Source organism: Asticcacaulis tiandongensis, assembly GCF_006475605.1.
In the GTDB taxonomy this organism is placed as follows: Bacteria; Pseudomonadota; Alphaproteobacteria; order Caulobacterales; family Caulobacteraceae; genus Asticcacaulis; species Asticcacaulis tiandongensis.
On sequence record NZ_SSBC01000010.1, the window covers coordinates 142,737 to 167,562 of the forward strand.

The following is a 24,826-nucleotide window of genomic DNA, read 5'->3' on the forward strand; positions in this document are numbered from 1 at the left end:
ACCAGAAGCAACCTTCTGGATGGTACGCATACTGAAAAAAGACACGTCCGATCATCGTCGCGGTCAACTGAGCGCCGTTGAAACGCGGCTGGGCTATGAGTTCAAAGATAAAAGTCTTCTGGATGCTGCCCTTACGCACCCCAGTGTCACGGATACCAAGGTCGTCAACTATGAGCGCCTTGAGTTTCTCGGCGATCGCGTTCTCGGGCTGATGGTGGCCGAAAACCTGATCCGCAGTTTCCCAGATGTCGATGAAGGTGAATTGTCGCAGCGCCTGCATGGCCTCGTGAGCCGTGAAACCTGTGCCGAGGTCGCTCAGGCGCTGGAGTTGGGGCCGGTCATGCGTCTGGCCGCCGGTGAGACCCGCAGCGGGGGGCGCAAGAACCTCAGTATACTAGGCGACGCCTGTGAGGCCGTAATTGCGGCACTGTATCTGGATGGCGGTAAGGAGACGGTTGACCGCATCATCCTGCCTTACTGGTTGCCGCGCATTAAGGCCGGTGTGCGCCGCGCTGTGCTCAATCCCAAATCACATCTTCAGGAATGGGCGGCCCGTCAGAAGCTGCCTGCGCCGGAGTATGAGGTGGTCGGACGCGAAGGCCCTGACCATGCCCCTATCTTTACGATGCAACTGACGCTAAAAGGGTATGAGGTGTTAATCGCCAAGGGCCGGTCACGGCAGGAGGCGGAAAAGGCGGCGGCTGTCGGTTTTATCGAGCGCCACGGTCTTGATAAGCCTTAATCATCCTATTCAAGAAGAGTTCCCTTGTCCGATACGTCTGCTATCTCTGATACAAAAGCCGGTTTTGCCGCCATTATCGGCGCGCCTAATGCCGGAAAATCCACACTGGTCAACCAACTGGTTGGCATCAAGGTCAGCATTGTCACGCAAAAGGTCCAGACAACGCGCTTTCCGGTGCGCGGTATTGCCATTCAAGGCGACGCTCAGATTGTGCTGGTGGATACGCCGGGTATCTTCAAGCCGCGCCGTCGGCTTGATCGCGCCATGGTTAAATCGGCCTGGGGCGGGGCGGATGATGCAGACGTTGTGGTCTTGCTGATTGATGCAGCGGCACACCTGAATGTCCATTTCCCAACCGAAGACACCAAGGCGTCCGGGGCCGACAAGCGCGATGTCGCCGATGCCGAAGCCATTATCGAAAGCCTTAAGGCCAATGGCAAAAAGGTCATTCTGGCGCTTAATAAGATCGATCTTCTGAGACGCGATAACCTTTTGGCGCTGGCCGATCATCTGTTCAAGGAAGGTATCTTTGAGCAGGTATTCATGATCTCGGCCGATAAGGGGCATGGGGTCGCTGACCTAAAGCAGGCGCTGGCCGATAAAATGCCTGCCAGCCCGTGGCTCTATCCGGAAGATCAGGCGGCGGATGCCCCGATACGTATTCTGGCGGCAGAAATTACCCGCGAAAAGCTTTTCCTGCGCGTACACGAAGAACTGCCCTATGCCGCAGCTGTGGCCAGTACGGACTTCAAGGAAATGCCGGACGGTTCGGCGCGTATCGAACAAACTATCTATGTCGAGCGCGAAAGCCAGCGTCCGATCGTTCTCGGTAAGAACGGTCAGACCCTGAAATGGATTGGACAGAAGGCGCGTGAGGAACTGATGCTGATCCTTGATCGCAAGGTGCACCTGTTTTTGCATGTCGAGGTCAATGAGCGCTGGACAGATGACCGCGGCCTGTACAGCCAGTTCGGGCTAGAATTCGACTCGTGATCTATGAGGATGAGGCCTTTGTCCTGAGTGCCCGTCCGCACGGTGAGACAGGGGCGGTGGTGCATTTCCTGACGCGTGAGCATGGGCATATCGCCGCCCATGTGGCGGGTGCGGCCTCACGGCGGCTTAAGCCCTATCTGCAACCGGCAAGTCATGTACGCCTCAGTTATAGGGCGCGTACCTCGGATAATCTGGGGTCGGCGACCCTTGAGCCGTTAGGTGAGGGCGCCGATGTGCTGGATGACCCGCTGGCGCTTCTGGGGCTTCAGTGCGCCTGTGTCATGACCCGGGCCGCTCTGCCGGAGCGTGATCCGCAGGTGGGGGCCTTCGAGGCGTTTGCCGCGCTTATTCGGTCGTTTGAGTGGCCGGATATCTGGCCCTATGTCTATGTGCGCTTTGAGGCGGGATTGCTTGAGGCGATGGGGTTTGGCCTTGACCTGAGCAGCTGTGCCGTCACCGGTGAGATGGACGACCTGATCTATGTCAGTCCGAAATCGGGCCGCGCCGTCAGCCGCAAGGCCGGTGCGCCTTACGAAAGCAAGTTGCTGGCCTTGCCGGAATTCATGCTGTCCGCACAGGGGGTGCGAGGCGGAAAATCATTGGAAGACGGGTTTGGCCTGACCGGATTCTTCCTTGAGCGGCATATATTTCATCCGCTCAATCAGCCTCTGCCGGAGATACGCTCACGGCTTCTTGACGGGTTGCGTCCTTCCGAATAGCTATCTCCACCCTTTGGTAAGGTGTGCTGTGTCAATGTGGGCCGGTAACGAAAGAGATTCGGCAATACCGGATGTGGGCGTGGGGATAAGACAGGGCTATGCGGCTTTATGACGAAGAGGCATTACGGGCAGCGAACGTCAATCCGGCAACGGGTCTGGCTACCGATTATCTGAACCTGTTCAATGAAGCGATTATGCTGTTCGAAATGGGCATAGACATGCCTGACATGGCCGAGGAACTGATGGATTGGGCGCCGCGTGGGTATCAGGCGCATTTCGATCAATCCGGTTTTGAGCAGAAGGATGTGGTGATCGCTGCCTATGAGCAGGCTGACATCATTACACGTCAGGCCTTTGATGACTGTTGCGCCCACGCGCTTGAGGTGTTTGAATCGGCTATTCATATCCTCTTAAGTTCCAGCGAGGCCGCACCGGCCCCGCGTGATGATCTTGAGACGCGGCTGGAGGCCATGAAGGCTCTGGTGCTGGAGATGGATTCGCATATTCATGGTCGGCGCGAACCGGTTGGCAGCACCTTGCAAAGCGAAGTTGATGCGTTGTTTTGATTTTTATTTTGAAATCAGATAATTGCGTGAATTTCTTGTGCGTTCTGCTGCGGCGGGATTATGCGGTTTTTATTTTATAGCTACATCTACGCATGAATTTATGCGCCACTTACAGCTAGGTTAACGGTGAAAGTTGTAAAGGGGCGATCATCATGTGGCGTAGGTATCTTGTAATCGGAGCGATCAGCGTTATTGCCGCCTGTACGGCGCGTGAGGAAGAGCCGCCCTTGCCACCCGAAGCGGTCGCTGTATCTGTCGCGGCCTCAAGTGCGGCGACCATCGGCAGTGACTTTGTCGGAAGGTGGAACGGACCGGAAGGCACCTATGCCGAGATTACGGCGCTTGGGCGTGGATATGAGGTTTCTCTGCAAAACCTGGATGGTATGCGCAGTTTCAAAGGTTCGGTTGAGGGTGAGGGCATTCGTATCAATCGCGATGGTGAGTCTTTGCTGGTCGTGCACGGCAGCGGTATCGACACCGGCATGAAATGGCTGATGGATAAGCGCGACTGTATTGTGGTGAAAACCGGTGAAGGCTATTGCCGCGATTAAACCCATAGGATAGCTAGGGGCATTCATAAAAGGATTCCCCATATGGCTGATGATGAAGAACTGATCGTAAAGGATGCCAATGGCACACGCCTGAGCGATGGCGACAGCGTGACCCTGATCAAGGACCTTAAGGTTAAAGGCTCCGGCGGCGTGACGCTTAAGCGTGGGACCTTGATCAAGAATATCCGCCTGACCTATGACGAAGACGAAATCGAGTGCAACCACGAAAAGGTGCGCGGTCTCGTCCTGCGGACCGAGTTTATCAAGAAGGCCTGACTTACAGTCTGCTTATGCAGGTAGTGGCAGACGGTATTTATATAACATTTCTGAAGGCGCTAACTCTTGGGATATCCAGATAAGCTAACGGAGTGTCGTTATGGTGATACCGGTTCATGAGCCTCAGGTGCGGCCTGACCCTTTGAATAATACATCTGCTCATCACTCTGGTGGTTCTCATTCTGACCGCACGCGCTCAGGTGTGAACCCTGTCGGTGTGGTTTTGCTGGCGGCGGCTCTGTTTCAGATCATTGGCGCTGTCTTGCCTGCCGTTTTCGACTGGGGCATAGCGGTTAACGAGCGTTCCTTTCAGGCCCAGCACCCGCTGGTGCCGGAAGGGGCGGCCTTTAGCATCTGGAGCCTGATCTATCTGTTGGGGGTGGTTTCCGGTATCTGGGCTGTTTTGCCTGCAAATACACGCCCGCAACGCTTCCGTTTTGCGGTTTTATGCCTGTCGCTGATATTTGTCATGAATGGTTTCTGGGCGCTTTGGGTGCCGTTCCGGGGTTTTGATCCGGCCAGTGTCATCATAATCGTTATAAGCGTTGTGGCAGGCCTGTCGGCGCTTATGCAGCTTAAACATCAGAAGCTGGATGTTAAGGACATTCTGTTTGTCGCCCTGCCGCTGGCGCTTGTGACCGGTTGGGTGAGTGCGGCCCTGACGGTCAATATCACCTCGGCGCTGGTGGAATCCGGCTTTGCCGCCTTTGACCCGCGTGTGCCGATGAATTCAGGCTTTGTGCTTATGGTTTTGGTTCTGTTTGCCATGACGATGATCTGGCTGACGCGGAGCCGGCTATATGCCCTGCCGGTGATGTGGGCGCTGTTCTGGATACTGAGCGCGGCGGTCAACCGTGATCAGCTGCCGCTTATGGCGGCGCTGGCGGGTATAGGTATCGGCTTCATTCTGGTTGAGTTGGTCGTTATATCCCTACGCAAACGCAAAGATCGATCAGATGTGATGGAGATTTAGACATTTAAGCCCCTGAGCCGTATGGCGCAGAGGCTTAAATTTTAAGGTCTAGAGCCCTGCTCTGATGCCTGAGGCATAGTCAGGGTGGATATTCTCAAAGTGGCTCAGGGCGCGTTCGATAATGAATTCCGGCACGCCTTTCATTGAACCAGCAATGTTCTGACAAAGGCGGGCCTTTTGCCCCTCATCAAACAGATTGAACAGGGCGCGGGGCTGGCTGTAATCATCATTACCTGCGCGGTGATCATAGCGGTCTGCATCGCCTGAGATTTTCAGCGGTGGTTCACGATATTCAGGGGCCTGTTTCGGACCGCTGAAGCTGTTAGGTTCATAATAGGCGTCGGGGTTCGAGAAATTGGTAAAGAACCGCATCGGGCCGTCAGCGTGATAATGATTGACCGGGCATTTCGGGGCATTGACCGGCAGGGCTTCGTAGTGCGTTCCCAGACGGTAGCGGTGCGCATCCGCATAGGAGAAGATACGCGCCTGTAAGACCTTATCCGGAGAGAAGCCGATCCCCGGAATGATATTGGAGGGCGAGAAGGCCGCCATCTCAATATCGGTAAAATAGTTCTCAGGATTGCGGTTCAGCTCAAACGTGCCGACAGGGATCAGAGGGTAATCGGCGTGCGGCCAGACCTTGGTCAGGTCGAACGGATTATAGGGCGTCTTTTCGGCGTCAGTCTCCGGCATGATCTGAACCTTCAGGTCCCATGCCGGGTAATTGCCCGCCTCAATGGCGCCAAACAGGGCTTCCTGATAGGATTCACGTGTCTGGCCGATCACCTGTGCGGCCTCTTCGTTGGTGTGGTTCACTTTGCCCTGACGGGTCTTAAAGTGGAATTTCACCCAGTAGCGCTCACCTTCGGCACTGATGAAACTGTAGGTGTGCGATCCAAAACCATCCATGTGCATGGGCGATACCGGAATGCCACGATCCGACATCAGAATGGTGACCTGATGCAGGGCTTCGGGCGACAGGGACCAGTAATCCCACATGGCCGTCGCCGAACGCAGGTGCGTTTTCGGGTGACGCTTTTGCGTGTGAATGAAGTCGGGAAACTTATACGGATCGCGGATAAAGAACACGGGCGTATTGTTACCCACCAGATCCCAGTTGCCTTCTTCGGTATAGAATTTCAGCGAGAAGCCGCGCACATCGCGTTCGGCATCGGCTGCACCCAGTTCACCGGCCACGGTCGAGAAACGCGCCAGCAGCGGCGTCTGCTTGCCGATCTCACCAAAAATTCTGGCGCGGGTATATTGCGTAATATCATGCGTCACGGTGAAGGTGCCGTGCGCACCCCAGCCCTTGGCATGCACGACCCGCTCAGGGATGCGTTCCCGGTTCTGGTGTGCCAGTCTTTCAATCAGTTGATAGTCTTGCAAAAGTACAGGGCCACGTGCCCCGGCAGTCAGGCTGTTCTGATTATCGGCTATGGGGTTACCTGCGGTGGTGGTCTGAACCGCACCATGCAGGAAGGGGCATTTGGCTTCACTCATTTTGTTATCTCCGTATATTCCACCCTTGTGAGGATGCGTTCACGGACAATAGGTTGTGGAAGCAGAATAAGTAAAATTGATAAAATAATATATTTATATAAAATTATATTATTGGGTGGGTGGGGGGCTTACGAAAGAAAAATAGTGTGGAAGGGCTTGCTGAGCGTTTTTAAGCGTCTTTGCAGGCCCCACTGGGGCAGATAGACAACTATTATAGCGCGAAAAACAGGGGCGGGATAAAAGGCCCCTGTCTTAGTTGCGAGAGACTTCCGGCTTAGGGGAGTTTGGCGCTGTCCATTGTGGCCAGTACATCATTGAGCGCGGCCCCGTAATAATGCTCGGACGGGGCAATATAGACGATATAATAGTTCAGTCCGCCCTTGCTGGTGGCCTGTGCAATCCCCTTTAGGTCAAGCCCTTCAGGCGATTTGGCGGTGATGTCAAAGCGCACGGCCCGTGTGCCGCCAAGATCAACGGGCTTCGGCGCTGAGGTGGTGACCTGTTGCAGGTCAATAATGCTTAAAGAGGTGGTGACCAGTTCGATATGTTCCTGAAAGGACATATTGGATTTACCGCGCGGGGCGGGCGCGGATTTGCGATCTCCGCGTTGCGGGTGAACCATCAGCGGGTCTTTGCTCGACAAACCCTCAGAAATGAACAGGCGGTTGAGGCCGGGGCCATCGAGCGACAGGATTTTCACCTTTTTGGCACGGTTATAATAGAGCTTGGTGATATCGGTCCAGTCACGGCTCAGGGTGACCGATGTGGTGCCCACCGACAGATTACCCTTAGGGGCCAGAACAACGGCGCTACAGCCGCTGAGGAGAACAGCGGCCAGTGCCAGACCAAGGGCGGGTTTCGAAATACGCATGATAATTCCCCCAAGCGCTTTTTGTAAGTGCGTTAAAGATGGTTGTCCGGAACAGACGCGGTCGCGCCGGATTTAAGTGCAGTCATTTGATCTTCGACCATCCAGACATCTTCAGCGTCAGGATGAAGTGTGATGTAGCGGCCAAAGGCCATGAGCGCGTCATCGGTGCTTTCCAGACGGCGATAGACGTCACCGAGCTGCCTCCAAGTCGTGGCGGGGGCATCTTCGAAGGTGAGGGCGGTCTGGTAATGGGTAACGGCCTTTGTCAGGTCGTCGCCCTTGCCGCGCAGACGATAGGCTTCGGCAGCATAGAAGTTCAGAAGCCCCTGATCCTGATTGTCGATGCTCAGGCGCTCTATGATAAACAGGGTCTGACCATAGTCCTGACGGCGAAGGTCGTCGCGCAGCCACTGGGCGAGATAGGGGCGTATGTTTTGCCGGTAGGTCAGACGCTGTTGTTTCAGGTCTTCGTCCGAAAGGGGTGTCGCGCCGCGTTTTTTAGCCGCGCTTTCGATGGCGCTAATGCGGTCGATTTCCAGCGGATGCGAGCCGAATATATTGATGCGCGAGGGGCTGCGGCGGGTGCGTTCATAATCAGACGCAGCGGTCTCATCGAGGAGAAAGCGCCAGATACGGGCACCGGCATAGGGATCGTAGCCCGCGAGATGTGCTACTTCGCCGCCGTGCAGGTCAGCGTCTTCTTCGGTTTCACGTGAATAGCCGAAATAGGCGGCAATCGAGCCGAGATAAACCGCGTCCACCAGTCCGCGGGTCAGGTTCGAGATGTCGCGCGCGGCGCTGTAGCTTCCGGCATTGGCGGCGGCACCGGCACCGACCACGGCGATAACAATCGTGGCGGCCGTGGCGGCATTCTGATTGGCTTTGACGTTTTCAAAGGCCCTTATGGAGTGGTTTTGCCGGAAGTGCGCAAATTCATGGCCCATGACGAAGGCCACTTCGTCTTCGGTCTGGGCGCGCAGCAACAGGCCTGTCCACACCTCGGTATAGCCGTTGGGGGCCATGCTGGCGTTGAAGAAAGGCCGGTTCATCACATAGAGGCGGAGGTCGCCTTTGTATTCGCCGGACACCTTATCGAGTATGCCCTTGAGATAGGCATTCAGTTCAGGATCGTGGTTGCGTTCGCCTGAGGTGCGGGCCGCCCGCTCGGATTTGCGGGTTTCCTCCCATATGGACTGCTCAAGGCTGTTGGCTTCGGGTTGCTGGCCCGGCTGGCGGCGAATGTCATCGGCGGCCATAACCGGTAGGGCGGTTCCCAGCATCAGGACAGCAACAAGACCGGATAGACGGTTTGCGGATATCAGCATGGACTTCACCGCTTAAAGGGGCAGTTTTTTGAACAGGCGCTCAATAACCGAAACGGCTCCTTCGGGTTCGCGGATGTCTTCACCGGCCGGAACGGCGTCCATTTCATACCACACGATCTGACCGGTATTGAGATCAACCAGAGTAGCCTGAACCGCCTGTCCGCCAAACTGCATTGGCCCGCCCAGCAAGGCCATGCCGACATTGAGCGCGGCCTTGGCTGAGCTTTGGTAACTGCCTCTGGCGCGCAGGAACAGGGCGTAGCGCGGGGCTGTTTCGGTATCTGCGAGATCGGCAGGTATCAGAATTTCGGCGTTTTCACCCAGAGTCCAGTCGAAGGTCGTCTTGGTCGGCAGTTTGTAGAAAGCGTTGAGCATGATGGATGAGATGACCTCGTCGTTCAGCTTGAGCATTTGCAGGGCGCGCGGGTCTTCGTAGGTGTCCAGATGGATTTCGTGTGTCGCATATTCGCGCGTTTCGAGCGCTTTTTTCAGAGCGTCAGAAAAGTAGCCGGTGGCGGCTTTTGACCATTCGGCGCGTGGTTCGGTTATGCCTGAAGCGGTCAGAATCCCCAGGCTGACTTCGGGGGTGACGATGAGTATGGTCGTACCCTGAGCCGGTTTTTCGATAGCGACATGGGTGACAGGCGTGGCGGCATGAGTAGGTGTGATTGTGCCCAGCCCGAGGCCTGCGGCCAGCGTTATCGCTGCCAGAAATTTTTTCATTGAGTTATCCCCCATACGCCTGATTTGTCGGGACGTTATTTTTAAAACGAAGTTCTTTCAAGTGAAATAATGCAGTGTTGTGAAAATAAATTATATTAATATAAACAATGTTCTAATTGGGTAAGTCTGTTTTGTAAGTGCAACGGCGATGGTGGGTGCGCAGGGTGTGGGGGGAATAGGGTTTTTGCGAGATGATGCACAAATTTTGCGGGTGAGTGCAAAAAGGTGTCGTACAGGGGGATAAGGTCTGTTTGATCGGTTTTCTGCGCGTTTTTTTTCCAGCGGAGACGCATCTTATGCCCGCTTGCAATACATGTTTTAGAATGGGGTTGTTCAGAAACTGAGTTGTAAGGCGTGCGTGATGTGGCCTTATCAGAGTCAAGCCGGATGCAGGCTTGCTTTTCTGTTTCGACAGCAAAGTAAGTAAGACACCCCACCACCCCGATCCTGACGGATCGCGGTCCCCCTCCCCAATGAATTGGGGAGGTATGTATTGTCAGCGCTGCCCAGCGCCCGACCGGGCGTCGGCGATCGTTCGCCGCCCTCGCGGCGTGCTGTCGTAATGAACTGGAGAAAAATGCAAAAATCAGCGAAGAACCGCTTCGAGCTGATTTTTTCGTGATGACCTCACATTAAAGTACACTGAGCTAAGCGAAGGACTTTAATATGAGACGTTATGGTGGACCCGACAGGGATTGAACCTGTGACCCTTCGCGTGTGAAGCGAATGCTCTCCCGCTGAGCTACGAGTCCGAACCAATTGCGAGGTGGCGGGTATTAGCGTTTCAAAATCAGGCTGACAAGACCTTATTGGACGAGATCAATCAGGGCAGTGGGTAACTCATTGAAATGATGAATGAGGGCGTCGGGATCAAGATCGGCGACGGGGGCTTCGTTATAGCCGAAGCTGACCAGTACCGAAGGCACGTCGGCATTGCGGGCGGTTCTGAAGTCAGTTTCGGAATCGCCGATCAGGATGGACTGCGACAGGGGCAGGCCGAAGTGATCTGTGCAGGCCTTAAGGTGGGCCGGATCGGGTTTTTTCAGTTCCACACTGTCGGCACCGACGACGACACCAAAGCGGTCAATCATATTCAGACGCGTGAGCAGAAGTACCGACAGGTCATAGGGTTTGTTGGTGCAGACGGCCAGTTTCGCGCCTGCGGACAACAGAAGATCAAGCGTGTCGTAAACGCCGTCAAACGGATGGCTTTCGTGGTCGATGCGTTCGGCGTAACGGCTCAGGAAAACCGGCAGGAGGGCGTCTTCGGCTTCAGGGCCGATGTCAAGGCTGGCGGCCCTGAAGCCGCGCTCGATCAGGGAGCGTGCCCCGCGTCCGACAAAGCGACGGGCAGCCTCAACGGGGAAGGGGGCGGCCCCGTGATCGGCCAGCAGGTCATTCAGCGTGCCGATAATGTCCGGCGCGGTGTCGACAAGGGTGCCGTCGAGGTCAAAGGCCAGACAATAGCCGCTGAGGTCGGGTAAGGGGCTTGCGCTCATGTAATCCTGCCATAAAGTTGAGAGAGCCAGAAAACTTGATGAATAAGCAATTAGGCGTCGAATTGTCCTGTGCTTTGGGCTAAATCCAGACGCACTGCAACAGGTGAATCAGAAATATGAGCCAGACATCCAGACGCGCCGCCGTTATCCTTGCTGCCGGACAAGGTACGCGCATGAAGTCGCCGGTGCCCAAAGTGCTGCATACGGTCGGTGGCCGGACCCTGCTTGATCTGGCGATTGATGCCGCCGAGGGGCTGGGGTGTGAGCGCGTGGTCGTGGTGGTCGGCGCCCATTCGGCTGAAGTCGGGATTGCGGCGCGCAAGCGGTTGGGCGAGGCAAGCGTTGTGGTGCAGGACCCGCCGCTGGGGACAGGTCATGCGGTGCTGGCGGCCAAAGAGGCTCTGGCGGATTTTGACGGTCAGGTGATTGTGTCCTATGCCGATTGTCCGCTGATTACGGCGGGCGTGCTTAAGGGCGTGTTTGATCTGGCCGACCGGTCTGATCTGGCGGTGCTGGGGTTTGAGGCGGCAGATGCCGGAGCCTATGGGCGGCTGATTATCACCGGTGAAGATGACCTTGAGGCTATTGTCGAGGCCAAGGAAGCGACGCCGGATCAGCTTGGGATCACGGTCTGTAATTCGGGCGTGCTGGCGGCGGATCGGGCGGTGCTGTTCTCGCTTTTAAGTGAGGTCAGGAATGACAATGCCAAGGGCGAATATTATTTAACGGATGTGGTCGGTCTGGCGCGGGCACGCGGGCTTAAGCCCAAGGTCGCCTTTGCACCTGAGGCCGATGTGACGGGCATTAATTCGCAGGGCGAACGCGCCTTTGCCGAAAAGATATGGCAGCAACGTCGTCGTGCCGAACTGATGCGTGACGGGGTGACGATGATCGCGCCGGAGACAGTATTTCTGGCGTGGGATACGGTGATCGAAGCGGGCGCGGTGATTGAACCGAATGTGGTGTTTGGCGCGGGCGTTGTGGTTGAAGGCGGGGCGGTTATCCGCGCCTTTTCGCATATTGAGGGCGCGCGGGTGGCTTCGGGGGCGTTGGTTGGTCCTTATGCGCGGTTGCGCCCCGGCGCCGATATTGGCCGCGATGTGCATATCGGCAATTTCGTCGAGGTGAAAAACACCAAAATCGGCGAAGGGGCCAAGGCCAACCATCTGGCCTATCTGGGGGACGGGGATATCGGCGCGCGGGCCAATATCGGGGCCGGTACGATTTTCTGTAACTATGATGGCTATATCAAGCATAGGACCACCATCGGCGAGGGGGCCTTTATCGGTTCCAATACCGCGCTGGTGGCACCGGTAAGTGTGGGGGCCGGGGCTATTACTGGCTCCGGATCGGTGATAACCGATGATGTCGCCCCTGATGCGCTGGCGTTTGAGCGCTCGCGTCAGAGTGAAAAAGCTGGTTGGGCAAAGACTTTCCGTGAACGCAAGGCCGCTGAAAAGGCCGCTCTTAAAAAACAGGATCGATAAGCATGAGCGCAGATATTCAGAAACAGACGGCGGGACTGGCGGCCATTGATCATATCAGGGACGGCATGAAGGTCGGTCTGGGTACCGGTTCAACGGCGGCCTGGTTTGTCAAGGCGGTGGCTGATGAAGTGCAGGCGGGGATGACGCTGACGCTGGTGTCGACCTCGGTGCAGACGGCGCAACTGGCGAAGTCTCTGGGGCTTGAGATCAAGGACATCAATGATGTCGGGCGGCTGGATGTCTGTGTGGATGGGGCCGATGAGATCGGGCCGGGCCTGTCGCTTATCAAGGGCGGCGGCGGGGCGTTGCTCAGGGAAAAGCTGATCTGGGAAATGGCCGATCGCTGTATCGTCATTGCCGACGCGGCCAAGCATGTGCCGGTGCTGGGGGCGTTTGCCCTGCCGATCGAGGTTGAACCCTTTGCATACAAAGGAACGATTAATCGTGTGACCGATGTGCTGAGCGAATTCGACATCACTAAAATGCCGATCCTGCGCAAAAAGAGCGGTGAGCCGTTTGTAACCGATGGCGGCAATCTTATCTTCGATATTGCCTGCGGGGAAATTCATGATCCATCGGGACTGGCGAATGCGCTGAAAGCGACCACGGGTGTGGTGGATCACGGCCTGTTCCTTGATCTGGCGGATATCGCCCTGATCGGCACTGATGAGGGTGTGGAAGTGCTTCACCCCTAAAGTGTTACAATGCTTTGAATCCTGGCGGAAACAAGATACCCCACCCGTCATCGCTGACGCGATGCCACCCTCCCCATTAAAATGGGGAGGTATGAAAATGATTTCTGTTTTGTCTCTGAAGGGGCCTCATGTCTGAGTACGATTACGATCTGTTTGTGCTGGGCGCGGGTTCCGGCGGGGTGCGTGCGGCACGTCTGACGGCGCAACTGGGGCTTAAGGTTGGGGTGGCCGAAGAAGACCGTGCCGGTGGCACCTGCGTGCTGCGCGGCTGTGTGCCCAAGAAGTTCATGGTCTATGCGTCTGACGTGCCGGAGCAGGTGGCCTATGCCCGTGGCTTTGGCTGGGGCGCGCAGTGCGGGACATTTGACTGGCCGAAGTTTCGGGATGCCAATCAGGCTGAGGTCAATCGACTGGCGGGGATATATGCCGCCAATCTGGTTAAGGCGGGCGCGGATCTTTTGCTCGGGCGAGCCTGTCTCAAGGGGCCGCACACGGTATCGATTGCGCCGTCAAACGGCGATGCCGCTTATGAGGTGACGGCAAAACACATACTGATTGCCGTTGGTGGTAAGCCGTTTGTGCCTGAGGTGACCGGGCGCGAACTGGCGATTACTTCGGATGATATGTTTTTGCTCGATCATTTGCCGAAATCGATGATCATTGTCGGCGGCGGCTATATTGCCGTGGAATTTGCCGGTGTGATGAATGGGCTGGGGGTTGAGACGCACCTGCTTTATCGCGGGGAGCATATATTGCGCCCCTTTGACCATGAGGTGCGTGAGCACGTTACGCAGGAAATGGCCAAAAAAGGCATTAAGATCATGACTCATGCCGAACCTTCGGCGCTGGAGAAGGTCGATGACGGCATTAAGGTCACGCTGACGGACGGCACGGAAATGGTCGTTGAGACGGTGCTCTATGCCACGGGACGGACGCCGAATACGGCGGGCCTGGGGCTTGAGAAGGTCGGGGTTGAGTTGAACTGGGACGGGGCCGTGCGCGTCGATGACTGCTCCAAAACCTCGGTGGATCATATCTATGCCGTGGGCGATGTCACCAATCGCGTTAACCTGACGCCGGTGGCGATCCGTGAGGGCGTGGCCTTTGTTGAAACGGTGTTCAAAAACAATCCGACAGCCTATGATCATGCGCTGATTGCGACCGCCGTGTTTTCACGGCCCGAAGTCGGCACGGTGGGCTTAACGGAAGCCGAGGCCGTGGCGCAGGGCATCCGCGTGGATATCTATACCGCGCGTTTCCGTCCGATGAAGACGACCTTTGTGGGCGGGGAAAGCCGTACCTTCATGAAGCTGATTGTCGATCATAATTCCGATGTGGTTTTAGGGGTGCATATGGTCGGCCCTGACAGTGCCGAGATCATCCAGATGGCCGGTATTGCCGTGAAGGCCGGACTGACCAAGGCGCAGTGGGATGCGACCTGCGCGGTGCATCCGACGGCAGCGGAGGAGTTTGTTACCTTGCGCGATAAGCGAACCGCGTGAAGGCAGGATAGTAAGATACCCCACCCGTCATCGCCAAGGCGATGCCACCCTCCCCATCAGAGATGGGGAGGTATGCAAGGAGTTGGATAGCCAATGGCTGAAGCGATCAAACGGCTGGAGTTTCCGCGATATACGGCGGGCGTTCTGGCATTCATTCTCAGTCTGTTTCTGGTGTTCAGCTATGTCGGGCCGCTGGCCTTTGCGCTTACGGCGACGCTGGGCGGGTTTTTGCTGCTCGGACACTGGCGCAATGTGCGTCATCTGGGGGGGCTGGTGCTGTTGGTTTTGGGCATGGTCGCCTGGATTGGTTATCGCAGCACGCTGATGTCGGATATAGGTGCAACGGGCGTCATTGACCTGAAAAGCGGGACGGCGCAGGACTGGGTGCTGATAGCTTTCCAGACCCTGTGGTATCCGGCGCTGGTGCTGGCGGCGTTTGATCTGAAGGCGCGGCACGCCGGATGGCTGGCGAAATGGGTCGCTTACGGGGTTTTGGCCTTAAGTGTGTGGGTGCTGCTGGACGCCATCTCCGGTGCGGCCATCTATCAGCAGTTATCCGCCGCCCTTTATCAGCCGATCCGGCCCGATCTGGCCATGGTCAAGCTGTCGATTGCCGCCTATGCGCTGGTGCTGGTCTTCTGGCCGATCCTGTTGCTGACGCGGGTTAAGCACACCTACAGGACGGGCATTGTGACGCTGCTGGCCTGTGTGCTGGTGCCGCTGATTACCGGAGCCAATGCGCCGGTTCTGGCGCTTATTGTGTCGGTGGCGGTGTTTTATACGGCCAGACAGGCCCCCTATATCGGGCGGATAAGCGTCTATAAGATATTTGCCGGTCTTGTGGCGGTATTTGTTCTGGCGACGCCGGCGGTGGTGCATACGGGGATTCTGGGGGCATTTAAACGCTTTGCGCCGCCGTCATGGGATGCGCGGATCGACATCTGGCAGTTTGCGGCGGAACGCCTGTTTGAAAAGCCGCTGCTTGGCTGGGGCTTTAATTCAAGCCGTACCTTTGGTGGCGAGAACATTCCGCTGCATCCGCATAATATGCCGATACAGGTGGGCCTTGAACTGGGCTATGTCGGCGTGGCTATTCTGGCGGTCTTCTGGGGGTATCTGATCCTGCGTATCGGGCGGGGAGGGGCAGAGGCGACGGGGGTAAATCTGACTGAGCTTCAGTCATTGGATTCGCCGACGGTGGGCGTCGAGGTCGATACACGGCCCTATGCCCTGGCAACGGCATCGGCCTTTTTCACCATTGCCTGCTTAAGTTTCGGCATCTGGCAGGAGTGGTGGCTGGCGCTCGGGGCGCTGGCGACGGTGGTGATGATTGTGGTGCAAAAGGCAGTGCGTCCGGGTGATGCCGTTGCAAACTAAACTATAAAGGTTTCAGTTTGAACTATAATATCCTGAACTTTCAGGTGTTTTCTGGACACAGGTGCAAAATAATGTGTAACTGTGGATATTGAGTTTGCGTGCATAAGGCCCTAAATAGCACCTATGACAAGTACATGGTCCCCCCAAAGCTGGCGGTCACTGCCGGCACTTCATATTCCTGACGATTACCCCGATGCGGCAGCGTTGAGCGCCGCAGAGGCCGAAATCGCAGGTCTTCCGCCTCTGGTCTTTGCCGGTGAGGCCCGTCGCCTGACGACCGCTCTGGGTAAGGTCGCCAAGGGTGAAGCCTTCCTTCTGCAAGGGGGCGATTGCGCCGAGAGCTTCAAGGAGTTCTCCGCTGACAATATCCGTGACACCTTCCGTCTGATCCTTCAGATGGCGGCGGTGCTGACTTTTGCCGGTGGCAAGCCGGTGGTAAAGGTTGGCCGGATCGCGGGTCAGTTCGGCAAGCCGCGGTCTTCGCCCATTGAAACCATCGATGGCGTGACCCTGCCGAGCTATCGCGGGGACAATATCAACGGCATGGACTTCACGTCTGAAGCCCGTATCCCTGATCCCCAGCGTCTGGTGAAGGCCTATCATCAGTCGTCGGCGACGCTGAACCTGCTGCGCGCCTTTGCGAATGGCGGTTATGCGGACCTGTATAACATCCATAAGTGGACGCTCGGTTTCATTTCGGACAGCCCGCAGGGGGAGCGTTACCGCCATCTGGCTGAGAAGATCAGCGAGACCTTGTCGTTCATGTCGGCCATCGGCATTACCTCGGAAACGGCGCAGGAAATCCGTCAGGTGGACTTCTTCACCTCGCACGAAGCCCTGTTGCTTAATTATGAGCAGGCCCTGACGCGCGTCGATTCGACCAGTGGTGACTGGTACGACACCTCGGCGCATATGCTGTGGATCGGTGAGCGCACCCGTCAGCTTGATGGGGCCCATGTCCATTACATGAAGGGCATCAAGAACCCGATCGGCGTCAAGTGCGGCCCGACCATGGAACCTGATGACCTGAAGCGCCTGATTGATGCCCTGAACCCCGAAGCTATTCCGGGTCGCCTGACGCTTATCGGGCGGTTTGGTTCAGAGAAGGTCGGCGAGCGTCTGCCGGCGCTGATGAAGGCCACCAGAGAACATGGCGTGCCGGTGGTCTGGTCGATTGACCCGATGCACGGCAATGTCATCAAGGCCAATAACGGCTACAAGACTCGTCCGTTCGACCGTATCCTTTCGGAGGTGCGTTCGTTCATCGATGTGGCGGCCGCCGAAGGCGTCCATCCGGGCGGTATGCACCTTGAGATGACCGGTCAGAACGTGACCGAGTGTCTTGGGGGGGCGCGTGCCCTGTCCGAGGACGAACTGAGCCATCGTTACCACACGCACTGTGACCCGCGCCTCAATGCGGATCAGGCGTTGGAACTGTCGTTCCTTGTGGCCGAGCGTCTGCATGGCCTTAAGGATCAACTGACCAAGGCAGCATAGTTCAGAGATTGACACAACGTTAGTGCGTTCTATTTTGTCTCTGAAGCATTTAATGCTTGGTGAAATAAAGGAGGTGTATGTTTAGCGTTTGCTTGGCATATGCTTCCTTTTTTTATGTCTAAGAGGGGCGGAAAATGATCTTAATTGTTGTTGCGTTTATATTGTCTATTTTCGGTTTTAGTGCCGTGATTGACGATACCTATAAGCATGCTGATTTAGCGTTTAATAACGCGCGTGATGCGCATTATCGAATAACAGCACTGCAAGAAAAAGTTGCAGATTTGCAAAATGAAAAGGATGATTTGGAATATCGTCTTGATGCGATTTGTTACGATTATCCCGCAATATGTGAGTAGGTTTAAACGCCTTTTGATCGCGTTGCTAATGTACAGGTACTCCCTTCCGCAAGGCATGGATAAGGGAGTTTATATAACGGACGAAGAAGCAAGCCTCGGGGCAAACGGGTGCAGGGCCTGAGGCCCTGCCTATAGGCCCTGCCCAGCGGCCCAGCCGGAGGACCATGCCCACTGGAAATTATAGCCGCCAAGCCAGCCGGTGACATCAAGGGCTTCGCCGATGATGTACAGGCCGGGGCAAATCTGGCTTTCCATGGTCTGGGATGAAATCTGCTGAGTATCGACGCCGCCGATAGTGACTTCGGCGGTGCGGTAGCCTTCGGTGCCGTCAGGGATCAAGGTCCACGGCTGGATCAGGGCGGTGAGGGCGGTCAGGTGCTTGTCTGACAGGTCGGCGATGCGGCCGGTAATGGCTGTGCGTTCCAGTATCCGTTCGCTGAGGCGTGACGGCAGTATGTCGCCAAGGACAGTGCTTATAAGCTGCTTCGGGGTGGTCTGACGGCGTTCTTTTAATGCGGCCAGCACGTCGATATCGGGCCTCAGATCGATGTTGATGGACTGGCCCGGTTGCCAATAGGAGGAAATTTGCAACACCGAAGGCCCCGACAGGCCGCGATGGGTAAACAGGAAGCCATCGGTAAAGCGGGTCTTGTCGGAGGTGATGTTGGCGGTCATTGAGACGCCGGAAAGGCCGGTGATATAGTCGAGCTTTTCACCGCCTAGCGTAAAGGGCACAAGGCCTGCGCGGGTCGGGACGAGGCTGTGGCCGAAGCGTTGGGCAATTTCATAAGCAAAGCCGGTTGCCCCCATCTTGGGGATCGACAGACCACCGGTGGCCAGCACAAGTTTGGGCGTTTCAAGAACGGCGTCGGGCGTGGTGAGGCGGAAGCCTTCGGGGGTTTTTTCCAGATGCGTCACAGGGCTTTGCAGCCACAGTTCGCCGCCTTTGTGACGTAGCTCATTCAGCAGCATGTCGATAATATCCATGGCGGAATTATCGCAGAACAGCTGGTTTTCGGTTTTATGGTGGTAGGGGATTTTGTGGGCGATGACGCGGTCGAGGAAATCCCACGGGCCAAAACGTTTCAGGGCCGATTTGCAGAAATGCGGATTGGCCGAAATATAGTTTTTCGGTGCGGCCTCAAGGTGGGTAAAGTTACAGCGCCCGCCGCCTGAGATACGGATCTTTTCGGCAGGGGCCTTGGCGTGATCAAGCACCACAACCTTGCGACCGCGACCGGCGGCTTCGATGGCGCACATCAGGCCTGCGGCACCGGCACCTATTATAACCGCATCAAATCTGGGCAAAACGACAAAAATCCTGAAAAATTAGTCACAAGCTGACGCAGGGACAGGCTTGTTGAAAGCTGAAACCGGTTTAAGGTCATATGCCAATATATGCAAACTCAGGAGAGTGATATGACCGATCTGGCCACCATTACGCAAAAAATCGCTTCGGCTCTGGGGGAGGATTCCGGTATCGGCAAGATCATCAAGCTTGATCTGGGGGATGAGGGCAAGGTGCTGATCAATGCGGCCAAAGTGCCGAATACGGTCACAAATGAAGACGGCGACGCCGACACGACGATCAATGTGTCACTGGATAATTTCAAGGCGCTGGCCAAGGGGGAGCTTGATCCCATCGCAGCCTTTATGCAGGGCAAGCTGAAGGTGCAGGGCGATATGATGCTGGCGCAGAAGTTAATCCCGCTGTTGAAGGGGTGAGGCGGCTTTACCTTATGAAGTAAGAACCCCCACCACCCCCGCGCTGATGCGCGGCGGTCCCCCTCCCCATCAGAGATGAGGAGGTATGCTAGCCGAAGCCGCTTGAGTTCGGGGCCGAGTTGGCAATCACGCTATCGGCCACGAACGGGTTTGAGCGGCGTTCTTCGGCGAAGCTCGACATGCCCCCGTGACCGGGGACGAAGCGCACATCGCCCAGCGGCCACAGGCGCGTCGTGATGGCGTTGATCAGGTCGGCGTGGTTGCCACGCGGAAAATCTGTGCGTCCGATAGAACCTTTGAACAGGACGTCACCGACCTGAGCGAATTGTGACGGGGCGTGATAAAACACGACGTGGCCGGGAGTGTGACCGGGGCAGTGGATGACCTGCCATTCGGTGTCACCCAGTGTCACCGTGTCTCCGTTTTCCAGCCAGCGATCCGGCACGAAGCTTTGGGCGTCATAGATGCCCCAGCGTTTGGCATTGTCCGGTATCTGGTCGATCCAGAACTGATCGTCCCTGTGCGGGCCTTCGACCGGTGCGCCGGTGGCTTCACGTAAGCTTTGTGTGCCGCCTGCGTGGTCGGCATGGCCGTGGGTGACCCATATCTTTTCAACTGTCAGGCCGCGGCGCTTGATTTCGGCCAGCACCGGCTCGATGTCGCCACCCGGATCGATGACCGCCGCCTTGTGGGTTTTGGTGCACCAGACGACCGTGCAGTTTTGCTGAAGCGGTGTGACAGGGGCGACAAACAGGCGGACAGGCGGTTCGGCGGACATGTGGGGATACTCTGGGTAAAAGAAAAGGCCCCCGTATGTGCCGTGACGGGGACCTTCAGATCAAGACCTGAATTGGCGAAAGGTCTATTTCTTGTCGTCGATATCACCGCGGAAAGCGTCCGTGGCTGACGAAAGCTCGGTATCTTCGGTGATGTCGATGCCCTTGGCGAGTTTCGAGTGCCAGAAGCCATAGGCGGCATAGATGACCGCGCCGACGCCTGCGTAACAGGCCAGCAGAATAAGCGGCAGAGGGTTATCGTTCAGGGCGTGTTCGATCATCGGGGCAAAGTTGAAAGCGGCCAGGCCTAGGCAGGCGAAAATGCCTGCGCCGGCCGTATATACGCCGCCCGGAACCTTAAAGGGGCGCTCCATCTCAGGGTGTTTGACGCGCAGATAGATAACGCTGAGGCAGACAATGGCAAAGGCAATGGTCGTGCCTAATGACACCAGATCCCCCAGAATGCGGATCGGCAGGAACGAGGCAGCGGTAGCAATCGCTACGCCCAGCACAATGGTGCCTAACCACGGGGTGCGGTATTTCGGGTGAATTTTAGAGAAGACGGCGGGCAGGAGCCCGTCACGTGACATGGTGTAGAACACGCGGGTCTGGGCATAGACCAGTACCAGCATGACCGAAGCGAGGCCGGTTACCGCGCCGATTTTCACCAGAAAGCTGATAAGGTTGAGCTGGCCGCCTTCGGCAGTGGCCAGAGGCACATTGGCCCACTCAAGCCCCATGCGGTCAATGGCAACGGCGATAGGGGCGGGGCTGGCCAGTTCGGGGAAGGGCACAACGCCGGTCATAACCAGAGCCACAATGATATAGAGGGCGGTACAGACAATAAGCGCGCCCAGAATGCCGATAGGCACATCGCGCGAAGGGTTCTTGGCCTCGGCTGCGGCGGTGGATACGGCTTCGAAGCCAATATAGGCAAAGAAGATAATCGCCGCGCCACGCAGGATGCCGCCGTAACCGAACTTGTCCCAGGTCTCACCCTGAGGCGGGATGAAGGGTTGCCAGTTTTCGGGGTTGATATAGGCGATGCCGACCGCAATGAAGGTCAGGAGGACCGCGACCTTGATGACGACAATGGCGTTATTGACCTTGGCCGATTCGGAAACACCTGCGACCAGCAGGGCGGAGACGGCGGCGATGCCTAAGCCCGCTACCAGATTAAAGGTGCCGGTCATCGTAAAGACCGTGCGATGCACCTCTTCGCCCGCCGCGTTGAGGACGGGAATGTTCGCCGCCTGAATGAGCGGGGTGGCAAGCGCAGGCGCGTCCTTACCGGCAACGCTTACCTGAGGGAAATTGATGCCGAAATCGCCCAGCATGGAGACGACATAACCTGACCAGCCGACAGCGACGGTTGAGGCGGCGACCCCATATTCCAGCACCAGAAGCCAGCCCATGATCCAGGCGAATATTTCGCCCATGGTGCCGTAGGCATAGGTGTAGGCTGAACCTGACACCGGCATGGTCGAGGCAAGTTCCGCGTAACACAGACCCGCCAGCGCACAGGCAATGCCCGCCAGAATGAACGAGAAGATGATGGCCGGCCCTGCATAGCCGGAAGCCACTTCACCGGTCAGGACGAAAATGCCGGCACCGATAATGGCGCCAACCCCAAGTGAGATCAGGTTGAGCGGCCCAAGGCTGCGTTTGAGGGGGCTTCGGGCCGCCTCGGTCTGGATTTTCAGAATCGATTTCTTGAGGCCAAGGCGTGCAAAAATTCCGGACATAGTGTGTTTTTGACCCCTGTTGCGCTGAAAATACCGGCGTTTTACAGACACGCTATCGTCATAATCCTGATTTGACAATGCGCTTATGCAGACGCTTTGGCGGTCGGCGGCTTGACCCCGAACACATGTCTGTTAAGGGCAGAAACATGTCCTTACCTGTCGAAGAGATTTTTCCGGCGCTGCGGGCGCATCTGGCGCAGGCGAACACGGCGGTTATTATCGCACCGCCCGGTGCCGGTAAGACTACGGGTGTGCCTCTGGCCCTGAAGGATGAAGACTGGCTTTTGGGGCAGTCGATCATTGTGCTTGAGCCAAGGCGTCTGGCGGCGCGGGCGGCGGCTATGCGTATGGCGGAGTTGCTCGGGGAAAAGGTCGGCGAAACGGTGGGGTATCGCGTGCGCGGTGACAGCCGGATGGGGCCGAAAACACGCATCGAGGTGGTAACTGAAGGGATTTTTTCACGGCGTATTATTGATGATCCGGCGCTTGAGGGCGTCGGCTGCGTGATCTTTGATGAATTTCATGAGCGCAGCCTTGATGCCGATATGGGGCTGGCCTTTGCCCGTGACAGCCAGAGTGTCCTGCGTGAGGATTTGCGGGTGCTGGTTATGTCCGCGACCCTTGATGGCGAGCGGGTCAGTGGTTTGCTTGAGGGGGCTGAGGTGCTTCATTCGGAGGGGCGCGCCTTTCCGGTGACGACGCACTATGTCGGGCGTAATCAGGCCATAAGACTTGAGGAAGATGTGGCGAAAACCGTCCATCGCCTGTCGGCTAAACTTAAGGCCGAAGCGCCTGAGACGATGCTGGTTTTCCTGCCCGGTCAGGGCGAAATACATCGCGTGGCATCGATGCTTGCTGAAAAGGGACTGCCCGAACATATTGATGTCTTTAAGCTTTATGGGGCGATGGAGGCGCGTGACCAGACGCAGGTGCTGGCAAAAAACATCCGCCCGAAGATCGTGCTGGCGACGGCGATTGCCGAGACATCCCTGACGCTGGATCGGGTCAGCATGGTTGTCGATAGCGGCGTGTCACGGCTCGGGCGGTTCGATCCGGCGCGGGGTGTCGTCCGGTTTGTTACGGAGCGCGTCTCAAAGGCGGCCGCCGATCAGCGGCGCGGGCGGGCCGGACGGACGCAGGCGGGCGATTGTTACCGCCTTTGGGACGCGGAAAATGACCGCTCTCTGATCCCGTTTGCCAAGCCGGAAATCATGGAAACCGACCTGTCGCGGTTGGTACTGGATTTGCGGCTGTGGGGGGCAAAGACGACCGAGGGGCTGGCGCTTCTGGATCATCCGCCAAAAGCGGCTATGGCTGAGGCCGAAAAGCTGTTGAACGGATTGGGGGCTTTGGATACGCAGGGGAATCTGACGGCGCACGGACGGGTGATCGGCAAATTGCCGCTCAGTCCGCGACTGGCGCACATGCTGTTGCTGGCGGCGCGAGAGGGTATGTCGGACAAGGGGGCGGCTCTGGCGGTTCTGTTGTCAGAAAATGGTCTGGGGGGGCGTTCGACTGATCTCAATACCCGGCTTGAGGCCTTGTCGCGTGATCGCTCACCTAAGGTAATGCAAGCGCGGCAACTGGCGGCCAACTGGGCGAAGATGGCGGAAAAGCTGGCGGGCAATGGGGGAACAGGGGCGGTAACATCGGTACATGCGCTGCTGGCGGAATGTTTTCCCGAGCGGGTGGCCAAGGCCAGAAAGATGGCAGGCGGTAAGGCGGGCGAATTTGTCATGGCCAACGGGCGGGGCGTCTATGTGGATGAACATGATGCTCTGGCGCGGGCAGACTATATTGCCGTCGGCGATCTGGGGGGCGGGACGGGGCGTGACCGTGTGCTTCTGGCGGCGGCATTGGACGAAGCTGAGATTCTGGCCCTGTTTTCTGATCGGCTGGACAAGCGGGTTGTGCTTGAGCGCGGGCCTTCGGGATTTAAGGCGTTTGAACAGACACGGTTAGGGGAACTTGTGCTTCAGTCGCGGCAGCTTAAGGCCGTGCCGCCGGAATTGCTGGTTGAAGCCGAAGCTGAAGAAATTCGTTCCAAAGGGTTGAAGGCGCTCAGGTTTTCAGAGAATGCGCAAGGGATAAGAGCGCGGGTCAATTTCCTGCGGACGCAGGATGAGGCATGGCCGGATATGTCGGATGCGGCGCTTTTGGGTGCGCTGTCGGACTGGCTGGGGCCTTATGCGGCGGGTAAGCCGCTCATGTCGTTGTCGGCGGGGGATGTGTCTCAGGCCTTGCTGGGGTTGATTGACTATGACCAGCAGCGTGAACTTGATCGGTTGGCACCGGAGATGTTGAAACTGGCGACCGGCAGTCATGTGCGGATCGATTATGCCGCCGAAGGCGGGCCACGGGCCGAGGCGCGTGTGACGGAGTTTTATGGCACGAAGGTGCATCCGTCAGTGGGGCCGAAAAAGACACCGATCACGCTGGCGCTATTGTCGCCTGCCCATCGGCCTATTCAGATTACTAAGGATATTGTCGGCTTCTGGGACGGTTCATGGCCTGAGGTACGTACCGAAATGAAAGGCCGTTATCCGCGGCATGTGTGGCCGGAGGACCCGAAAAACGCGGATGCGACCGCCCGTGCAAAACCGAGGGGTACCTGAGGGTTTGCACAAGGGGGAAAGCGTTGCAAAACCGAGGGGTACCTGAGGGTTTGCACAAGGGGGAAAGTGTTGCAAAACCGAGGGGTACCTGAGGGTTTGCACAAGGGGGAAAGTGTTGCAAAACCGAGGGGTGTCTTAAGTCTTTTTCTTCCTCCGGCTTAGCGGGAGGGTGGCAGATGGTGTTAGCCAGATGACAGGAGGGTTTTGATTAGCAACACGAAGAAAAGATACCCCTCCGACGGCTTCGCCGCCACCTCCCCATGCTATCGCATAGGGAGGAGAAGGAGTGGGGCTGGCCCATGCACATCGA

Annotated in this window: 23 protein-coding genes and 1 tRNA gene; 15 read left to right on the forward strand and 9 right to left on the reverse strand. The window is 57.0% G+C overall.

The window, feature by feature from the left end; all coding sequences use genetic code 11:
* The first annotated feature begins 19 nt into the window (after window positions 1–19).
* The 7 genes from rnc (at window position 20) to E5201_RS04695 (ending at window position 4,820) form a co-directional block, all read left to right on the forward strand.
* On the forward strand, window positions 20–742 hold the full coding sequence (gene rnc, locus E5201_RS04665) for a ribonuclease III (protein WP_140984845.1): 723 nt from the start codon (window positions 20–22) through the stop codon (window positions 740–742).
* Window positions 743–766: 24 nt separating this feature from the next.
* Window positions 767–1,735 carry a GTPase Era gene (gene era, locus E5201_RS04670; protein WP_140984846.1) on the forward strand — a complete coding sequence of 323 codons (969 nt, stop codon included), beginning with the start codon at window positions 767–769 and terminating at the stop codon, window positions 1,733–1,735.
* Entirely contained in the window at window positions 1,732–2,454 is a 723-nt protein-coding gene (gene recO / locus E5201_RS04675; RefSeq protein WP_140984847.1) for a DNA repair protein RecO, read from the forward strand. Before era ends, recO begins: the two co-directional genes overlap by 4 nt.
* A 98-nt stretch (window positions 2,455–2,552) precedes the next feature.
* Window positions 2,553–3,020 (forward strand): hypothetical protein, encoded by a 468-nt coding sequence (locus E5201_RS04680; protein WP_140984848.1) that lies wholly within the window; start codon window positions 2,553–2,555, stop codon window positions 3,018–3,020.
* Window positions 3,021–3,172: 152 nt separating this feature from the next.
* Window positions 3,173–3,571 (forward strand): hypothetical protein, encoded by a 399-nt coding sequence (locus E5201_RS04685; protein WP_140984849.1) that lies wholly within the window; start codon window positions 3,173–3,175, stop codon window positions 3,569–3,571.
* 42 nt (window positions 3,572–3,613) lie between these two features.
* Window positions 3,614–3,847 carry an alkylphosphonate utilization protein gene (locus tag E5201_RS04690; RefSeq protein WP_140984850.1) on the forward strand — a complete coding sequence of 78 codons (234 nt, stop codon included), beginning with the start codon at window positions 3,614–3,616 and terminating at the stop codon, window positions 3,845–3,847.
* A gap of 100 nt (window positions 3,848–3,947) precedes the next feature.
* Entirely contained in the window at window positions 3,948–4,820 is an 873-nt protein-coding gene (locus tag E5201_RS04695; protein ID WP_140984851.1) for a hypothetical protein, read from the forward strand.
* A 48-nt stretch (window positions 4,821–4,868) separates the two neighbouring features.
* Here E5201_RS04695 and E5201_RS04700 read toward each other — a convergent pair whose 3' ends face one another.
* The 6 genes from E5201_RS04700 to gph form a co-directional block, all read right to left on the reverse strand.
* Complete coding sequence (locus E5201_RS04700) at window positions 4,869–6,323, reverse strand: catalase (RefSeq protein WP_140984852.1); 1,455 nt, start codon at window positions 6,321–6,323, stop codon at window positions 4,869–4,871.
* A 274-nt stretch (window positions 6,324–6,597) separates the two neighbouring features.
* Window positions 6,598–7,194 (reverse strand): hypothetical protein, encoded by a 597-nt coding sequence (locus tag E5201_RS04705; protein ID WP_140984853.1) that lies wholly within the window; start codon window positions 7,192–7,194, stop codon window positions 6,598–6,600.
* Between the two features lie 32 nt (window positions 7,195–7,226).
* Entirely contained in the window at window positions 7,227–8,519 is a 1,293-nt protein-coding gene (locus E5201_RS04710; protein WP_140984854.1) for a M48 family metallopeptidase, read from the reverse strand.
* A gap of 12 nt (window positions 8,520–8,531) precedes the next feature.
* A complete protein-coding gene (locus E5201_RS04715; protein WP_140984855.1) occupies window positions 8,532–9,242 on the reverse strand; it encodes a hypothetical protein in 711 nt (236 codons plus the stop codon).
* Window positions 9,243–9,919: 677 nt separating this feature from the next.
* Window positions 9,920–9,994 (reverse strand) — tRNA-Val (locus E5201_RS04720).
* A gap of 54 nt (window positions 9,995–10,048) precedes the next feature.
* Window positions 10,049–10,741 carry a phosphoglycolate phosphatase gene (gene gph, locus E5201_RS04725; protein ID WP_140984856.1) on the reverse strand — a complete coding sequence of 231 codons (693 nt, stop codon included), beginning with the start codon at window positions 10,739–10,741 and terminating at the stop codon, window positions 10,049–10,051.
* A 116-nt stretch (window positions 10,742–10,857) separates the two neighbouring features.
* Between gph and glmU the strand changes: the two genes are divergently transcribed.
* The 6 genes from glmU (at window position 10,858) to E5201_RS04755 (ending at window position 17,655) form a co-directional block, all read left to right on the forward strand.
* Complete coding sequence (glmU, locus tag E5201_RS04730) at window positions 10,858–12,228, forward strand: bifunctional UDP-N-acetylglucosamine diphosphorylase/glucosamine-1-phosphate N-acetyltransferase GlmU (protein ID WP_140984857.1); 1,371 nt, start codon at window positions 10,858–10,860, stop codon at window positions 12,226–12,228.
* A 2-nt stretch (window positions 12,229–12,230) separates the two neighbouring features.
* Window positions 12,231–12,923, forward strand: coding sequence for a ribose-5-phosphate isomerase RpiA (gene rpiA, locus E5201_RS04735; RefSeq protein ID WP_140984858.1), 693 nt, complete (start codon window positions 12,231–12,233; stop codon window positions 12,921–12,923).
* Window positions 12,924–13,051: 128 nt separating this feature from the next.
* Window positions 13,052–14,425 (forward strand): glutathione-disulfide reductase, encoded by a 1,374-nt coding sequence (gene gor / locus E5201_RS04740; protein ID WP_140984859.1) that lies wholly within the window; start codon window positions 13,052–13,054, stop codon window positions 14,423–14,425.
* A gap of 93 nt (window positions 14,426–14,518) precedes the next feature.
* Window positions 14,519–15,802, forward strand: coding sequence for an O-antigen ligase family protein (locus E5201_RS04745; RefSeq protein ID WP_140984860.1), 1,284 nt, complete (start codon window positions 14,519–14,521; stop codon window positions 15,800–15,802).
* Window positions 15,803–15,925: 123 nt separating this feature from the next.
* Window positions 15,926–17,299, forward strand: a complete 1,374-nt coding sequence (locus E5201_RS04750) for a class II 3-deoxy-7-phosphoheptulonate synthase (RefSeq protein WP_140984861.1) — start codon at window positions 15,926–15,928, stop codon at window positions 17,297–17,299.
* 134 nt (window positions 17,300–17,433) lie between these two features.
* On the forward strand, window positions 17,434–17,655 hold the full coding sequence (locus tag E5201_RS04755) for a hypothetical protein (protein WP_140984862.1): 222 nt from the start codon (window positions 17,434–17,436) through the stop codon (window positions 17,653–17,655).
* Window positions 17,656–17,784: 129 nt separating this feature from the next.
* Here E5201_RS04755 and E5201_RS04760 read toward each other — a convergent pair whose 3' ends face one another.
* Window positions 17,785–18,963, reverse strand: coding sequence for a BaiN/RdsA family NAD(P)/FAD-dependent oxidoreductase (locus tag E5201_RS04760; RefSeq protein ID WP_140984863.1), 1,179 nt, complete (start codon window positions 18,961–18,963; stop codon window positions 17,785–17,787).
* A 111-nt stretch (window positions 18,964–19,074) separates the two neighbouring features.
* On the opposite strand from E5201_RS04760, the gene E5201_RS04765 reads away from it, so the two are divergent.
* Window positions 19,075–19,380, forward strand: a complete 306-nt coding sequence (locus tag E5201_RS04765) for an SCP2 sterol-binding domain-containing protein (protein ID WP_140984864.1) — start codon at window positions 19,075–19,077, stop codon at window positions 19,378–19,380.
* An 88-nt stretch (window positions 19,381–19,468) separates the two neighbouring features.
* On the opposite strand, the gene E5201_RS04770 is transcribed toward E5201_RS04765, so the two are convergent.
* Window positions 19,469–20,158, reverse strand: coding sequence for an MBL fold metallo-hydrolase (locus E5201_RS04770; RefSeq protein WP_140984865.1), 690 nt, complete (start codon window positions 20,156–20,158; stop codon window positions 19,469–19,471).
* A gap of 84 nt (window positions 20,159–20,242) precedes the next feature.
* Window positions 20,243–21,901 carry an amino acid permease gene (locus tag E5201_RS04775; protein ID WP_140984866.1) on the reverse strand — a complete coding sequence of 553 codons (1,659 nt, stop codon included), beginning with the start codon at window positions 21,899–21,901 and terminating at the stop codon, window positions 20,243–20,245.
* 146 nt (window positions 21,902–22,047) lie between these two features.
* On the opposite strand from E5201_RS04775, the gene hrpB reads away from it, so the two are divergent.
* Window positions 22,048–24,516: an ATP-dependent helicase HrpB gene (gene hrpB / locus E5201_RS04780; RefSeq protein WP_140984867.1), complete on the forward strand. Its 2,469-nt coding sequence runs from the start codon at window positions 22,048–22,050 to the stop codon at window positions 24,514–24,516.
* Window positions 24,517–24,826 lie beyond the last annotated feature (310 nt).

What these genes read in the sequence shown, in the direction of transcription:
- rnc (WP_140984845.1), top strand. Translation starts at nt 20, where the DNA reads ATGGTACGCATACTGAAAAAAGACACGTCCGATCATCGTCGCGGTCAA.
- E5201_RS04680 (WP_140984848.1), top strand. Translation starts at nt 2,553, where the DNA reads ATGCGGCTTTATGACGAAGAGGCATTACGGGCAGCGAACGTCAATCCG.
- E5201_RS04685 (WP_140984849.1), top strand. Translation starts at nt 3,173, where the DNA reads ATGTGGCGTAGGTATCTTGTAATCGGAGCGATCAGCGTTATTGCCGCC.
- E5201_RS04690 (WP_140984850.1), top strand. Translation starts at nt 3,614, where the DNA reads ATGGCTGATGATGAAGAACTGATCGTAAAGGATGCCAATGGCACACGC.
- E5201_RS04695 (WP_140984851.1), top strand. Translation starts at nt 3,948, where the DNA reads ATGGTGATACCGGTTCATGAGCCTCAGGTGCGGCCTGACCCTTTGAAT.
- E5201_RS04700 (WP_140984852.1), bottom strand. Translation starts at nt 6,323, where the DNA reads ATGAGTGAAGCCAAATGCCCCTTCCTGCATGGTGCGGTTCAGACCACC.
- E5201_RS04705 (WP_140984853.1), bottom strand. Translation starts at nt 7,194, where the DNA reads ATGCGTATTTCGAAACCCGCCCTTGGTCTGGCACTGGCCGCTGTTCTC.
- E5201_RS04710 (WP_140984854.1), bottom strand. Translation starts at nt 8,519, where the DNA reads ATGCTGATATCCGCAAACCGTCTATCCGGTCTTGTTGCTGTCCTGATG.
- E5201_RS04715 (WP_140984855.1), bottom strand. Translation starts at nt 9,242, where the DNA reads ATGAAAAAATTTCTGGCAGCGATAACGCTGGCCGCAGGCCTCGGGCTG.
- gph (WP_140984856.1), bottom strand. Translation starts at nt 10,741, where the DNA reads ATGAGCGCAAGCCCCTTACCCGACCTCAGCGGCTATTGTCTGGCCTTT.
- glmU (WP_140984857.1), top strand. Translation starts at nt 10,858, where the DNA reads ATGAGCCAGACATCCAGACGCGCCGCCGTTATCCTTGCTGCCGGACAA.
- rpiA (WP_140984858.1), top strand. Translation starts at nt 12,231, where the DNA reads ATGAGCGCAGATATTCAGAAACAGACGGCGGGACTGGCGGCCATTGAT.
- gor (WP_140984859.1), top strand. Translation starts at nt 13,052, where the DNA reads ATGTCTGAGTACGATTACGATCTGTTTGTGCTGGGCGCGGGTTCCGGC.
- E5201_RS04745 (WP_140984860.1), top strand. Translation starts at nt 14,519, where the DNA reads ATGGCTGAAGCGATCAAACGGCTGGAGTTTCCGCGATATACGGCGGGC.
- E5201_RS04750 (WP_140984861.1), top strand. Translation starts at nt 15,926, where the DNA reads ATGACAAGTACATGGTCCCCCCAAAGCTGGCGGTCACTGCCGGCACTT.
- E5201_RS04755 (WP_140984862.1), top strand. Translation starts at nt 17,434, where the DNA reads ATGATCTTAATTGTTGTTGCGTTTATATTGTCTATTTTCGGTTTTAGT.
- E5201_RS04765 (WP_140984864.1), top strand. Translation starts at nt 19,075, where the DNA reads ATGACCGATCTGGCCACCATTACGCAAAAAATCGCTTCGGCTCTGGGG.
- E5201_RS04770 (WP_140984865.1), bottom strand. Translation starts at nt 20,158, where the DNA reads ATGTCCGCCGAACCGCCTGTCCGCCTGTTTGTCGCCCCTGTCACACCG.
- E5201_RS04775 (WP_140984866.1), bottom strand. Translation starts at nt 21,901, where the DNA reads ATGTCCGGAATTTTTGCACGCCTTGGCCTCAAGAAATCGATTCTGAAA.
- hrpB (WP_140984867.1), top strand. Translation starts at nt 22,048, where the DNA reads ATGTCCTTACCTGTCGAAGAGATTTTTCCGGCGCTGCGGGCGCATCTG.